The 13,586-nt window shown below is 53.7% G+C and carries 12 protein-coding genes; 6 read left to right on the top strand and 6 right to left on the bottom strand.

Annotated features, from left to right (window positions below; translation table 11 throughout):
* Positions 1-189 precede the first annotated feature (189 nt).
* On the bottom strand, positions 190-1,512 hold the full coding sequence (locus tag WH298_RS18950; protein ID WP_180823572.1) for an NtaA/DmoA family FMN-dependent monooxygenase: 1,323 nt from the start codon (positions 1,510-1,512) through the stop codon (positions 190-192).
* A complete protein-coding gene (locus tag WH298_RS18955; RefSeq protein WP_180823573.1) occupies positions 1,509-2,438 on the bottom strand; it encodes an aliphatic sulfonate ABC transporter substrate-binding protein in 930 nt (309 codons plus the stop codon). Before WH298_RS18955 ends, WH298_RS18950 begins: the two co-directional genes overlap by 4 nt.
* A 368-nt stretch (positions 2,439-2,806) precedes the next feature.
* On the opposite strand from WH298_RS18955, the gene WH298_RS18960 reads away from it, so the two are divergent.
* Positions 2,807-5,167, top strand: a complete 2,361-nt coding sequence (locus WH298_RS18960) for a membrane-bound PQQ-dependent dehydrogenase, glucose/quinate/shikimate family (RefSeq protein WP_007888279.1) — start codon at positions 2,807-2,809, stop codon at positions 5,165-5,167.
* A gap of 40 nt (positions 5,168-5,207) precedes the next feature.
* Here WH298_RS18960 and WH298_RS18965 read toward each other — a convergent pair whose 3' ends face one another.
* On the bottom strand, positions 5,208-5,759 hold the full coding sequence (locus tag WH298_RS18965; protein ID WP_007888281.1) for a P-loop NTPase family protein: 552 nt from the start codon (positions 5,757-5,759) through the stop codon (positions 5,208-5,210).
* A 104-nt stretch (positions 5,760-5,863) separates the two neighbouring features.
* Here WH298_RS18965 and WH298_RS18970 point away from each other — a divergent pair, with 104 nt between their 5' ends.
* On the top strand, positions 5,864-6,505 hold the full coding sequence (locus WH298_RS18970) for a glutamate racemase (RefSeq protein ID WP_180823574.1): 642 nt from the start codon (positions 5,864-5,866) through the stop codon (positions 6,503-6,505).
* A gap of 44 nt (positions 6,506-6,549) precedes the next feature.
* Here the strand turns inward: WH298_RS18970 and WH298_RS18975 are convergent, their stop codons facing one another.
* Together WH298_RS18975 and WH298_RS18980 are read right to left on the bottom strand one after the other, a co-directional pair.
* Positions 6,550-6,939, bottom strand: a complete 390-nt coding sequence (locus WH298_RS18975) for a VOC family protein (protein ID WP_180823575.1) — start codon at positions 6,937-6,939, stop codon at positions 6,550-6,552.
* Positions 6,936-8,099 carry an MFS transporter gene (locus tag WH298_RS18980; protein ID WP_180823576.1) on the bottom strand — a complete coding sequence of 388 codons (1,164 nt, stop codon included), beginning with the start codon at positions 8,097-8,099 and terminating at the stop codon, positions 6,936-6,938. The genes WH298_RS18975 and WH298_RS18980 overlap by 4 nt, the downstream gene beginning before the upstream one ends.
* A gap of 141 nt (positions 8,100-8,240) precedes the next feature.
* On the opposite strand from WH298_RS18980, the gene WH298_RS18985 reads away from it, so the two are divergent.
* The 3 genes from WH298_RS18985 (at position 8,241) to WH298_RS18995 (ending at position 10,671) form a co-directional block, all read left to right on the top strand.
* Positions 8,241-9,011: a DeoR/GlpR family DNA-binding transcription regulator gene (locus tag WH298_RS18985; protein ID WP_180823577.1), complete on the top strand. Its 771-nt coding sequence runs from the start codon at positions 8,241-8,243 to the stop codon at positions 9,009-9,011.
* 171 nt (positions 9,012-9,182) lie between these two features.
* Positions 9,183-9,887: a pirin family protein gene (locus WH298_RS18990; protein WP_180823578.1), complete on the top strand. Its 705-nt coding sequence runs from the start codon at positions 9,183-9,185 to the stop codon at positions 9,885-9,887.
* A gap of 67 nt (positions 9,888-9,954) precedes the next feature.
* Positions 9,955-10,671 carry a GntR family transcriptional regulator gene (locus WH298_RS18995; RefSeq protein WP_180823579.1) on the top strand — a complete coding sequence of 239 codons (717 nt, stop codon included), beginning with the start codon at positions 9,955-9,957 and terminating at the stop codon, positions 10,669-10,671.
* A gap of 1 nt (position 10,672) precedes the next feature.
* On the opposite strand, the gene WH298_RS19000 is transcribed toward WH298_RS18995, so the two are convergent.
* On the bottom strand, positions 10,673-11,872 hold the full coding sequence (locus WH298_RS19000) for an enolase C-terminal domain-like protein (RefSeq protein WP_180823580.1): 1,200 nt from the start codon (positions 11,870-11,872) through the stop codon (positions 10,673-10,675).
* A 304-nt stretch (positions 11,873-12,176) separates the two neighbouring features.
* On the opposite strand from WH298_RS19000, the gene WH298_RS19005 reads away from it, so the two are divergent.
* Positions 12,177-13,568: a PTS transporter subunit EIIC gene (locus WH298_RS19005; protein WP_007888306.1), complete on the top strand. Its 1,392-nt coding sequence runs from the start codon at positions 12,177-12,179 to the stop codon at positions 13,566-13,568.
* Positions 13,569-13,586: the final 18 nt, after the last annotated feature.

Consider the following 13,586-nt stretch of genomic DNA (forward strand, 5'->3'; position numbering starts at 1 on the left):
GCGTGACAGGCTGAGGAAACTCCCAAAATAACGTTATATAGCGCGGGCTAATCAATTTAAATCGGAATTAAGTCGGGGTCTTAAATAAAATATCAATAAATACGCGCTTATTCGCGCCTTTGCGAACAATCCTGCCAGGACTAATCGCAGAGGCGGCGGCGCTATTAATTAAATTATTTCAATTGATGACTAAGTGTGAAAGCGATTTGCCGGTTTTACTAAACCTAAACGATCGCGTAGCGTGCCCGGTTGATATTCGCTCCGGAATACGCCAGCGTGCTGCAGGCGCGGCACCACCTGTTCCAGAAAGCGATCTTCCCTTTCATCAATATAGGTCGGCAGAATGACGAAACCGTCGCAGGCCTGGTGCTGATACCACTCAATCATCTGTTTGGCGATGGTATCGGCGGTGCCGGTCGGTGCCGGGAAAGAGAGGCTTTCGGCATAGCGTTTTGCCATCTCTCCCAACGTCAGATTCTGCTCAATGGCGCTGGCAATCACATACTGGAAGCGGCCTTTGCTGCCGGTGATCTGCTCGCGTAAATCAGGAACCGGACCGTCGATAGGATACTGCGACAGGTCGATATTCATGCTGGCCGAGACAAAGCTCAGCCCGGACTCCACGGTGATCAGCGATTTCAGGTATTCAGCGCGCTCCTCGGCATCACGTTGCGTGTTGCCAACAATCGGTACCATGCCGGGCAGAACGCGCAGCTGGTCCGGCTGACGCTGATACTGCAGCGCGCGCTGTTTCAGGTTGTGGTAGAACTGCTGCGCACGTTCCCGCGTCGGTTGCACCACAAACAGCATCTCCGCCTGCTGTGCCGCCAAATCAATAAAGGCATCGGACACGCCGGCCTGAATCACCACCGGATGGCCTTGCGGCGGGCGCGGCAGGTTCAGCGGCCCCTGCACATCGAAGGATTCGCCCTGATGATCGAGCCGATGGAAGCGCGCGGGATCGGCAAAGCGCGCCTGCGCTTTATCCATAATCAGCGCATCCTCCTCAAAGCTGTCCCACAGCGCCTTCATGACCTCAATAAATTCGGCGGCGCGGCGATAGCGTGCTGCATGGCTGAAGTGCTCACTGCGACCAAAGTTGCGCGCTTCGGCGTGGCTTAGCGAGGTCACCACATTCCATGCCGCGCGTCCGCCGCTGATATGGTCAATGTTCGCCAGCTGGCGCGCGGTGGTGTAAGGCACCGAATAGGACGAAGAAACGGTTCCGCCGAGGCCGATATCATCGGTCACGGCTGCCAGCGCGGCCAGTAACGTTAGCGGTTCAGACCAGCCAACCTGGCGATGCTGCGCGGTTTGCGCCAGATGGCCGCCGTACACATCATCAATCGCCAGCTTGTCGGCAACAAAAATCAGATCCAGCTTGGCCGCTTCGGCGCGCTGCGCAATCCTGCGGTATAGCGGCCAGTTGCTGCCGCCGGTGGCCGCTGCATCAGGATGGCGCCAGCCGCCCTGATGGATGCCAGAGTCGAGGTAGAGCGCCAGATTCATCATGGTTTGGCGGCTCCCTGAGTATTAAAAAACGACGCATCCACCAGTTTGTCTGCTTTTAGGCCGGGTTTGATCAGGCCGCCGCGCGTGAAGGTATCGATCGCCAGCTGCTGGCGTTTTTCTACCAACGCGTAATCTTCCACCGGCGCGTTGTTTTCGCGCTGCACCTTACTCAGCGCCACCGCTTCCGGCAGGCGTAGCAGTTTGGCGATCTCGCTGGCGTACGCTTGTGGATGCGCCACGCCCCAGGCGCGTGCACGAATCAGGCGCTGACGGAAGTCCGCAAGCTGCTCACGCTTGTTGGCAATGGCGCTATCGGTCGCCACCAGATAATTTGAAACCGGCGAGTTTTTGCCATCAATGGCAATACGATCGCCGGATTGCTCTACGGCAAACGACACATAGGGTTCCCAGGTCGCCACCGCATCGACCGCGCCATTGTCCAACGCCAGCGTGGCTTCCGACGGCGTAGTAAAGACAAAACTCACGCTGTTGTCCGGCAGGCCCGCTTCATGCAGCGCGTTTAGCACCATATTTTGTCCGGCTGAACCTTTCACCGTTGCCACTTTCTTTCCTTTTAGATCGGCGATGGTGTGCAGAGCGCTAGCGTTTTTCACCACGATGGCATTCCCCAGATACTGCGAGGCTTGAATGGCACGAATTTGCGCACCCGCAGCCACCGCAAAGGAGAGCGGGCCATCGCCGACTAAACCGGCATCCAGATGCTGGGAATTGAGCGATTCCAGCAGCGGGGCGGCATTGGGGAACTCATACCATTTGATTTCATAAGGCACATTGTTAAGTTCACCGGCGGCGGACATCACCGCGCGGGCATTGCCTTTTTGATCGCCCACCACCAGCGAGTTGCTGGCCGCGTTTGAAGAGAGAGCGAGGAGAATTAATGAGCTGGCTAATAATGTGAATTTCATAACGTTTCCCAGGTAAAAAGAAAACAGCGTAAGTTTTCTCTTACTACGGGCGTAGTAACAAATCCGCACAAGGTTATGTCCGCGACGCAAAAGCCATCCTGTCGCGCCGTTTCGTGGTTTTCCGTTATCAAAAAATGCGAATTTTCTCGCCTAATGATTAATTCTCTCAACGAAAATGAAACGTGATTTCAGTCACACATTGAGCGAGGCGGCAGCTAGCAGCCATTAGCCGAACTACATTCATTAGCGGAGCTAACGACACACCTCGCAACGGGTTTTTACTAAACGGTAACGTAAGTTAAAATTCTGTTGATTTTATGTGGGGTTATTTTTGAGGTTTTTTTGATGAAAATGGTTGAGGGATTAGCATGGTTAACAAACTAACCAGTATCGTGCTCGCGATTCTGGCGATTGCCTTGCTGTACATGGGCGGCAAGCTGTTAATGCTGGGCGGCAGCGCTTTCTATGCGCTGATGGCGGTGGGATTACTGATTACCGCGATTTTACTGTTCCGCAACCAGCGCAGTGCGCTGGCGCTGTATGCGGTGCTGATGTGGATTACGCTGGCCTGGATTATCTGGGAAGTGGGCTTTGATAAGTGGCAGTGGATCCCGCGCGGTGACCTATTCGGCGTGATCGGCCTGTGGCTGGCCATGCCGTGGGTGGTGAAGCCGCTGTATCGCGGTGAGCGCCGTTTCCATGGCTTCCTTGGCGGCACGGTGATTATCATGATTGTGGTGGTGATTGGGCTGTGTTTCTACGATCCGGTTCCGCAACAAGGCACCATCAGCAATGCGCGCGAGCAGAACAGCGAGCAGGGCGCATCTAACGACTGGACCGCGTATGGCGGATCGTCCGATGGCCTGCGTTTCTCCGCGCTGAACCAGATCAGCAAAGAGAACGTCAAAAACCTTGAAGTGGCATGGACCTATCATACTGGCGATCTGCGTCAGGATGCCGATGCGACTGAATACACCTTTGAAGCGACGCCGCTGAAAGCCAATGGCATGCTGTACTTCTGTACGCCGCATAACGAGGTGCACGCGCTCGATCCAGAAACCGGCGCGGTGAAGTGGAAGTTTACGCCGAATAAAGATCGCTCTTACCTGCAGCAGCACCAAACCTGTCGCGGCGTAAGCTATTACGAAGAAGCCCCGGTAGCCGCGCAGGATAGCGCTGCGAATCCGGCCATCTGCCGTAAGCGTATCTTCAATGCGACCACTGATGCTCAGCTGATTGCGCTGGATGCGGATACCGGTAAACCGTGCGCTGATTTCGGTCAGAACGGCGTGGTTGATCTGCATGCCAACATGGGCGAAGTGCGTCCACATGCGCTGATGCAAACCGCAGCACCGCTGGTGGCGGGCAAGCTGGTGATCGTTGGCGGTTCAGTGATGGACAACGGCTTCAACAGCGGCAACCCTTCAGGCGTGATTCGTGCGTATGACGTGCAATCGGGCCGTTTGGTGTGGAACTTTGATCCGGCTAACCCGGAAAACACCGCACCGATCGCCGCGGGTCAGAACTATCCGCAGGACACGCCAGTGGCGTGGGGCACGCTGAGTGCTGACCTGAAAAACGGCGTAGTCTATGTGCCGTTTGGTAACGCTTCTCCGGATGAAGTGGGCATTGAGCGCGATCCGAACAGCAACACCGAGAAGTTCCGCGATGCGCTGGTGGCGCTGGATCTGCAGACCGGTGCGTTCAAATGGCGCTATCAGAGCTCTAACCACGATCTGTGGGACCGCGATAATCCGTCACAGCCTTCGCTGGTGGACATCGATTATCAGGGCCAGAAGCAGCCCGTGGTGATTCTGCCGACCAAAACCGGCAACCTGTTTGTCCTGAATCGTCTTACCGGTCAGCCGGTGTATCCAGTGAATCAGGTGAAAGTGTCTACCGAAGGTGGCGTAGCGGGCGAGAAATTTGCCGCGACTCAGCCGGTTTCGAGCCTGAACTTCATTCCACAGCCGTTGACCGAGAAGTCAATGTGGGGCATCACGCCGTTTGACCAGATGTCATGCCGCATGGATTTCCGCAGCCTGCGCTATGACGGCAATCCGTGGACGCCAGCAACCGAAGGCGGTTCGCTGATCTTCCCGGGCAACATTGGTGTGTTCAACTGGGGTTCTGTCGCTGTCGATCCGCAGCGTCAAATGCTGATTGCCGCGCCAGTGCGTTTGGCCTACAAGTACAACCTGATCAAACGCAGCGAGCAGACCGCCACCGAGCGCCTGTTCACCAAAGATGGTCAGCCGTACTGGAACGAAAACTTCCACGGTGATTACGCCATTCATATCCAGCAGCTGGCCTCTGGCCTCGGCATTCCGTGTGTTGCGCCACCTTGGGGCCGCATGGTGGGCGTGGATCTGAAGACCGGTAAAACCGAATGGCTGCGCCGCGTCGGTGTCACCAAAAACCTGAAGACCAGCTTCCTGCCTGGCCGCTTCCCAATCGGTTTCCCGATGGGCATGGTGGCGCACGGTGGTCCGTTGCTGACGGCGGGTGATCTGGTGTTCCACGGTGCAACAGCGGATAACTTCTTCCGCGCCTACGACAGCACCACCGGTGAACTGCTGTGGCAGACCGAACTGAGTGCCGGTGCGCAAGCCACGCCATCTACCTTTATGGGTAAAGACGGCAAGCAGTACGTGGTGATTGCCGCTGGCGGTCACGGTTCGCTCGGCACCCAGGCGGGTGACAGCGTTGTCGCGTTCCGACTGAAATAATCGTTACAGAGCAGACTAAGGCGCCCAATGGGCGCCTTTTTTATTTGTCGCGTGACAGTCCCCATGCCTGATAGCAGGTGTTGAGCTGGGAGGGCGAGGTGATAAACAGCTTGGGCAGCGTCCACTGCTCGAACATACGACGATTGCGTTGCCGATGGCCCGGCGTGGTCACCAGCAAATAACGCGTCATCTCCCAGGTCAGGTGCTCGCGCTGATGAGCCGGGACAACACCGCCAATGCGTTGGGCATCAAACAGGGTGCGCCGGATATAACGCAGCAGGCTATGAGCAGGATGAATATCCAATAGAATCAGCCCACTGGCACGCGCCAAACGTTCAGGCAGACAGCGCACATAGTTGCCGTCCATCACCCATTGCTCACCTGCAATGGCGTCAAGATGCAGCTGACGGAACGCCGCTTCGCTGCGCGGCTGCCAATGTGTATCCGGCAAGTGAAAAAGCTGATCGAGATGAATCAGGGGCAACGCAGTTTTAGCGGCAATGGCCTGCGCCAGCGTCGATTTCCCACTGTTCGATGGACCAAGAATGCAGATGCGCGGGCCCAGGTCGGTCAGCGAAAGAGAGGATGCCATGCTCAAATTCCTTGCAACGTTGCAATTAGCGTTTGAAATAAATGATTGATAATTTTATAAAATAATTCAATAAAGTGAAGCACAGAAGCTAAACGGGGACAATCATGACCATTGCCTGCCTGCACACCGCTGCCAGTAACATCGCCATTTTCGATAACGCGGCGCATTCACTGGGAATGAAAAATACCGCGCTGAGCCATATCGTCATGCCACATCTGCTGGCTGAAGCCGAGCTAACAGGCGGCATGACGTCTCAGCAGCAGCATAAGCTGGAACAGCTGTTACATAGCCTGACGCCGTGGTTCGATGCCATTCTGATCACCTGCTCCACGCTTGGGCCGGTCGCCGATGGGTTTACTGCCGTGGGGAGCGCGTGTCCGGTCTATCGCACCGATGGTATGTTGGCAGATAAGGTGCATAGCCTGAGCGGTAAGTCGCTGGTGCTGTGCGCGGCAGAATCGACTCTCGCCGCCACGCGTGCGCTGTTTTGCCCAGCAACATTGCCGGCAGAACAGCATCCTGATGTGCAGCTCATCCCCGGCGCCTGGACAGCATTTAAAGCTGGCCAGCAGGAAGCGTATTTACAACTGATCGCCCAGGCAGTGAAAAACGGCAGGCAGCAGGGTGCCGATTATGTGGCGCTGGCGCAGGTGTCCATGGCCGCCGCGACAACGCTGTTTACGCATGATGAGCGGCCATTAACCAGCCCGCATTTGGCGCTACAGGCGGTTTGGTCAGGAGATTGAAGATGAAAACTGCGCAGCCAGCTAAAATTAGCTGTGCAGTTTTGTTATTGATCACTGACAATTTCGATCAGATTACCGTCGGGGTCGCGAATGATCGCCTCATAGAACCCATCACCGGTTTGCCGAGCGGCACTGACTAAAATTCCCTGCTCTGATGCGCGTTTCACCATCAAGTCGACCTCTTCTCTGCCGCCCACGTTGATGGCGATATGCGCCCAACCGGTAAGCTCCTCGCCGTGCGGACCTGGCGCTAACGCTTCAAGCGTCATCAGCTCGATGGTGGGCCCCTCCGATAAACTAATGAAGTGAGAGCGAAAACCAGGCCGGTTTTTGCTGACGTACAACGGGTTAGAGGTTGCGCCAAAAAACTGATGCCAGAAGTGCTGCTGTGCAGCCAGATTTCGCGTCCATAATGCCATGTGGGCAATTTTCATACGCTTTCTCTTTCTGCCTTGTTTTGACCCAGATTCAGTGTGAGAGACAGCGCGCCAACCATCAGCATCAACACCATGATGAGTGAGAAGGCAAAGGCCAGTGAACTGGCGTGCGCGATAAAGCCGATCATCGCTGGGCCGCTTAACACCCCGAGATAGCCCATGGTGGTGATTGCCGGCACCGCAACGGCTTGCGGCATAACCTTCTGCTGGCCGACAGCAGAGAACATGACCGGTACAATATTGGCACAGCCGCCTCCCACCAGGACGTATCCCAGCAACGCCAACGGCCACGCAGGCGTATAGGTGACCAGCGCCAGTCCTACCGCGGCGGTTAAGGCACCTGCCAGCACCACAGGTAACCGACCCAGCGTGGCAATAATACGGTCACCGGTTAGCCGGGCTAACGTCATCGCAATGGCAAAACAGGTATAACCCAGACCACCGAGTGTCTCAGGGATATTTCTGACCTGCGTCAGGTAGACAGCGCTCCAGTCCAGCACCGTCCCTTCCGTCAGAAATACCGCAAAGCAGATAATGCCGAGCAGTAAAACGTTACCGCGCGGCACGGCAAAGGCGGGCCCCTCTTTGGGATTAGCATAGGTCAGCAGGCCGGGATAACTGAGCAGGGTTAACACTATCACCGCGCCAGTGACCAATAGCGTTGCGGTCAAAACGGACATCCCCAGCGACAGCAGCAGAGTCATGAAACCGGCACCAGCAATCCCCCCAAAGCTGTACATGCCGTGAAAGCCAGACATCAAAGGAGCAGATGATTGTTTCTCGACCAGAATCGCCTGAATGTTCATGGCGCAATCGGTCACGCCAACCCCGACGCCAAACACCAGCAGTACCAGCCCGAGCAGTAACGGATCCGCTATTACAGCCAGCAGTGGCGTGCTCAGGATGATTAAGCCGATGGCCACGATGATCACCCGGCGGCAGCCAAAACGGCTGGTTAATAAACCGGTTACGGGCATAGCGATCAACGCACCAAAACCCAGGCACAACAGCAGAGTGCCAAGCATGGCTTCGTTGACGCCGGTATTATTGCGCGCGAAAGGCACAATCACGGCCCAGGTTGCCGTAACGAAGCCCGCCACGAAGAACGTCAGGCGTGTCGCAAGGCCGGAGGAGGTACTAAGGGCTTTTTGTATCATTTCATTCCTCGTTAAAAACGAATCAATGCCCTCTGCGCGAAAGGCAGATTCCCATAGGGTTGCACTTGAAAATTGACAATCACTGCACGTTTGCATGATTATGCTCAGTATAGATCGATTGTGATGGTTTAAGGAATTAATATGCTCGATTATGCGGCTTTCCCCGAACAGCGACAGGCATTGATACGGCAGATTTTGCGTGAGCAGGGCCGCGTAGTGTGTGTGGATCTCGCCAGGCAAATGCAGGTATCTGAACACACTATCCGGCGCGATTTACATGAGCTGAGTAAAGAGGGGCTGTGCAAAAAAGTGTATGGTGGTGCAGTCTTGCAGCTGCCCGAAGCGGATGCATTTCAACAGCGAAAACAGCATAACCACGCAGAAAAGGACAGAATCGCGAAACAGTGCGCAGCTCTGGTTAAAAGCGATAGCTGCATTTTTGTTGATGCGGGCACCACTAATCTGGCGATGGTGCTGGCGCTGCCGGAGGCGCTCTCATTAACGGTGGCCACCAATGCACCGGATATTGCTGCCGTGCTGTTAAAACATCCCAATATCGACGTCATTATGCTGGGCGGACATATTCAGAAAAAAAGCGGCGGTTGCGTAGGTAATACCGCCATTGAGCAGCTTAGAAATATCATCTTTGACCAGGCCTTTATCGGCGGATGCGCCATGAGTCCCGACTCGGGGCTAACCGGTTTTGACTTTGCAGACTGTGAATTTAAAAAAGCGGCGATCAAGCAAAGCAATCAGACGATCGTTGGACTCACCGCCGATAAAATCCCCGCGGTTGCCAGATTTACAGTTGCAGGTTGCGAACAGATAAATGTGCTGGTGGTTGAAGAGAGTCTGAATAAAGAGTTTTACAACGCCTTTCGTGACGAGAATATCACCCTGATCACCGTATAAACGCGTTATCCGACACCCGCTTATGCATCAATATTGTCTCAGGATGGGCAGGTAAACAGCCGGCATCCCTTATTCAAAAGTTTTGATGTAAGTGAGCAGTTTTGCCTGCTGTTCAGGATTTTTTCAGCCTCTATGATGGTTGTCAGAGAGAAATCATTGAGGAAAATAGCCATGAACATCTTGCGTGCCGATCGCGATCAACTGTTTGAATATGGCCCATTTACTATTCGGCGTCAGCGTCCTGGCGCAGCGTTCGGGCCATTAGCGATTATCGACCAGATGACGCTGCAGCTGGGTGCGAAAATCCCGCTGCAAGCTCATCAGGACGACGAGATTTTTAGCTACGTCTGGCGCGGCTCGCTGCTGCACCGTACTGAGAATGGTGCCACTGTTTCACTCAACGCGAAACGTGCGCTGATGGTGAGTGCGGGCAGCGGTGCGCGTGTTGAACAATCTGCACCCTTTATCGAAACCGAGATGCTGCAGGCCAGCATTCGCCCGGCCCGGTCTGGTGGCGAAGCACGTATTAATAGCTTTACCCGTGAAGGCGGTGCAGCAGTTAACGCCTGGACGCTGCTGGCCGGGCCGCACGGCAGCGAAGCACCGTTGACGCTGGGTCAGGCCGTTTATATTTATGATGTGAAACTGGAACGCGGCGAGCGAGTGCAACTTCCGCAGCGCGCAGGCTATTCCAGCTGGATAACCGTGCTGGACGGTATTGTGAAAATAGACGCTGAGCGCCTGCATAAGGGCGACTCCGTCAGTGCGGCGACGGCATTGCCAGTGCTTACGGGTGAGCGTGATGCCACGCTGGTGGCGTTTATGGTGCAGGATGATGCGCCTGCGGTGCTGAGTGGCACCGTCAGCGGCGCCTAACGCAGCCTGTTGCGTTACCCTCCTCGTGTTATGATCGGCAGAACATCGACCGTAGGAGGGTAATTCAATGAAAAAGAAAGAGTTCATTACCCAGGATTTGCTGAGCAAGATCTATCAGGAAGACGCATCGGCACCGCGCAAATTGCCTCCTGAACGCCAACTGGCGGAAGAGTATGGTGTCTCGCGTTTTACCGTTCGCCAGGCGCTGGAGAAGTTGGTGAGTATCGGCGCCGTGCGCATCGTGCAGGGCTCAGGTATCTGGATCAATGAAACGGTACGTAATAACCCGCTGGTTTATAATTCCATCACCGAAAAACGCTTCGACCAGATGCATTACCGCGCGATTAGCCTGCGCAAACGACGCCCGGACAGCGATGAGCAGCAAATATTCGCCATCAATGATGACGCGTTTATTTGGGAGTTTTCCCGCCTGCGCTTTGTCGATAATGTCGCGGTGCAGATCGAAATATCACGCATGCCCGCCAGCTTATTTGCTGACCTTAGCGGTGAAGTGATTGAGCGTTCGATACAGCAATACGTGTTAGCTAAGGGCTACCAGATTTCACATTTGCTCACCAGCTATCGGGCTATTAACGTTAATCGCGAACAGGCGGCTCTGTTGCAGTGTAAAAAAGGCAGCCCGGCGATGCACATTATTAACCGCGGTATTCTGCAGGGCGGGCAGGTGTATGAAATCAGTGACATCATTGATATTAATTACACCTGCACCTACCTGATTCCGCACAATTCCGACAATCTGCGCTTCCGTCAGGAACAGCGCTAAATCACGGCGTGTGAATAGTGCCATCCGGCAGACGGCTCTGCGTCCATTCATGCGGGCGGTACACCACCGGATATTTTTCTGCCAACTCCTGGTCAAACGTTACGCCAATGCCCGAGGCCTGCGGGGGATAAAGATAGCCCTCTTTGATATCCGGCGCGCCTGGGAAAATGGCATCCGTCAACGCCGAGCGCGGAATAAACTCCTGAATCGCGGCATTGTGAAGATGGATATTTAGATGCGTATTCACCGCGACGCCAATCGGTGTCATATCGCCTGGACCATGCCACGCCAGTCTGACGCCAAACGCCTGACACAGCGTCGCCAGTTTTAAAGCGGGCGTAATGCCACCGATTTGCGAGACGTGGCAGCGAATAAAGTCAATGCGGCGATTTACAATTAAGTCATGCCACTCAGCCGGATTGTTAAAGAGTTCACCTAATGCCAGCGGAACCGCACTTTGCTGACGCAACTGTGCCAGCCAGGCTGTTTGCGCCGGCGGCAGCACATCCTCGAGGAAATAGGGCATATAGGGTTCAAGCTGTTTTGCCAGCTGAATGGCCTGTTGTGGAAACAGGCGTTCATGAACGTCGTGCAGGATTTCAAAACGGTGGGCGTATTTCTCTCGCAACGCGCGGAACATCTCAAGGGTATTTGCCATGTACTCTTGCTGAGAATAATAGGCGCCAGCCGTACTGTTCTCTGGCGAATTCAGCTCTTTCGCGGTGCCGCCATAAAAACCGAGCTGACAGCGAATATGGCGATAGCCTTTTGCCAATGCGTTATCAACCGAGCTAAAAAGTTCGGCCAGCGTTTCTCCACTGGCATGGGTATAAGCTGCAATGGCATCGCGCGCTTTACCGCCCCACAGCTGATAGAGAGGCATGTCTGCCAGCTGTGATTTAATATCCCACAACGCCATATCAATCCCTGAAATAGCATTATTGGTTACCGGGCCATTACGCCAATAGGCATTGACGTTCATCATCTGCCATAAATCTTCAATATTGTTGGCATCACGTCCCACTAATAACGGTACCAGATATTCATCAACCATGGTTTTCACCGCCAGCGGACGCTGCTGAAAAGTCGCACAGCCATGACCGGTAATGCCTTTATTGGTGGTGACGCGTACGGTAATCAGATTATGGCGATCCGGACGGGTAATAAAACAGCTAATACTCTCAATAATCGTTGGGGTCACGAGAAATACTCCTGCAGCGCAGTGACTGCGTTCGACATCAAAGCAGTATGATAAGAATTTTTTTGCGTATAATTACTGGCTTTTTATTGAGGCGCAAACCCTTTTTTAAGAAATAAATATTGGTTAGGAAAGCTTTAATTTTTCCTTAAAAAAACGGACCAATTAGGAATTTAATGGTTTATTTGTCCTGCTGTGGCAGGTTTTGTGATCTTCATCATGATTTATTGGTTTGTTTTGCACTCTGGCATTTATTACCATCCACGGCAGCTTTTATCACACCATTTTTCTTCCCTCAGGAGCCACTATGGGAACGCAGGAAGTCATAAAAAATATAATCCACTTAGTGGGTGGGAAGAGTAATATTAATAAAGTCTGGCACTGCATGACGCGCCTGCGCTTTGATCTGATTGATGACAATAAAGTTAACCAGAGTGAAATTAAAACCTTGCCCGGCGTACTGGGTGCGCAAATGCAGAGCGAGCAGTTTCAAATCATTATTGGTCCGCAGGTGAATAGCTGGTATGAGCAGATCGCTCCGGTATTAAATAGCGATAGCGCACAGACTGCGTCGAGTGAAAAAACACGTAAAAGTGTGGTGTCGATGTTTATGGATACCGTGTCCGGCGTATTCGGGCCTATTGTCCCGGCGATTGCTGGGGCAGGGATGATCAAAGGATTGCTGGCCGGATTAGTGGCGTTAAAACTGATTTCGGCAAAGAGTGATACGGTAATGGTGATTGATTTAATCGCCAGCGGAGTATTCTATTTCCTACCGTTCTTTTTGGCAGTCTCTGCAGCCAAAATATTTAAAACCAATGAGTATCTCGCGGCGGCTGTTGCCGCGTGTTTAATGTATCCCACATTAATCGACGCGGCTAAAACGCTGGCGGCACATCAGGAAGGGGCGGTAAGTGCGTTTTGGCTGATGGGCGTGATTCCGGTTTCGGTGTTTAATTATGCCTCCAGCGTTATTCCGGTAATTTTTTCTATTCTGGCGCTCAGCTATATCCATCGCTGGGTGGATCGTATTATGCCCGAGGTGTTGAAGACCGTCTTTACGCCAACCTTAACGCTGTTCCTCGCGGCACTGACGGCGCTGGTGGTGATTGGCCCGATGGGCATCTGGTTGGGCAAAGGGTTAGCGTTATTTATTGAAGGCTTATTCAGTATTTCTTCCAGCTTTGCCGGCTTGATTGTCGGCGCGATCCGGCCTATTGCGGTGCTAACCGGTATGCACCATGCGATGACACCGATCGCGCTACAAAACTTCAGCGATCGCGGTTATGACATGTTAATGCCCATGATGTTTATGGCCAATATGTCGATTGCCGGCGCGACTTTTGCTATCTGGACATTAAGTAAACATCGTCAGGATAAAGTGGTAACACTTTCAGCCGCCATTTCAGCACTATTAGGCATCACGGAACCGGCGCTGTTTGGCGTATTAACCCGCTACAAAAAAGCCTTTATCGCCGCCACGGTTTCCAGCGCGTTGGCATCCGCGTTTATTGGTTTCTTTGGCGTGCGTTTATATGGCTACATTCTTTCCAGTATCTTTAGTCTGCCAGCCTATATTGGACCGTACTTTATCTGGGCGGTTTCTGGTGTGGCGATTGCCTTGATTATGTCCTTTAGCCTGACGCTGATATTGGTGGGCAAGGAACCTGATTTAGTGGTGCAGACAGAGAGCAAATAAGCGAACAGGTGCGCGCAA

Source organism: Pantoea nemavictus, from assembly GCF_037479095.1.
GTDB classification, from domain to species: Bacteria; Pseudomonadota; Gammaproteobacteria; order Enterobacterales; family Enterobacteriaceae; genus Pantoea; species Pantoea nemavictus.

Excerpts from the sequence above, each read along its gene's own strand:
- WH298_RS18960 (WP_007888279.1), top strand. The coding sequence starts at position 2,807 with ATGGTTAACAAACTAACCAGTATCGTGCTCGCGATTCTGGCGATTGCC.
- WH298_RS18975 (WP_180823575.1), bottom strand. The coding sequence starts at position 6,939 with ATGAAAATTGCCCACATGGCATTATGGACGCGAAATCTGGCTGCACAG.
- WH298_RS18980 (WP_180823576.1), bottom strand. The coding sequence starts at position 8,099 with ATGATACAAAAAGCCCTTAGTACCTCCTCCGGCCTTGCGACACGCCTG.
- WH298_RS18995 (WP_180823579.1), top strand. The coding sequence starts at position 9,955 with ATGAAAAAGAAAGAGTTCATTACCCAGGATTTGCTGAGCAAGATCTAT.
- WH298_RS19005 (WP_007888306.1), top strand. The coding sequence starts at position 12,177 with ATGGGAACGCAGGAAGTCATAAAAAATATAATCCACTTAGTGGGTGGG.
- WH298_RS18955 (WP_180823573.1), bottom strand. The coding sequence starts at position 2,438 with ATGAAATTCACATTATTAGCCAGCTCATTAATTCTCCTCGCTCTCTCT.
- WH298_RS18965 (WP_007888281.1), bottom strand. The coding sequence starts at position 5,759 with ATGGCATCCTCTCTTTCGCTGACCGACCTGGGCCCGCGCATCTGCATT.
- WH298_RS18950 (WP_180823572.1), bottom strand. The coding sequence starts at position 1,512 with ATGATGAATCTGGCGCTCTACCTCGACTCTGGCATCCATCAGGGCGGC.
- WH298_RS18985 (WP_180823577.1), top strand. The coding sequence starts at position 8,241 with ATGCTCGATTATGCGGCTTTCCCCGAACAGCGACAGGCATTGATACGG.
- WH298_RS18970 (WP_180823574.1), top strand. The coding sequence starts at position 5,864 with ATGACCATTGCCTGCCTGCACACCGCTGCCAGTAACATCGCCATTTTC.
- WH298_RS18990 (WP_180823578.1), top strand. The coding sequence starts at position 9,183 with ATGAACATCTTGCGTGCCGATCGCGATCAACTGTTTGAATATGGCCCA.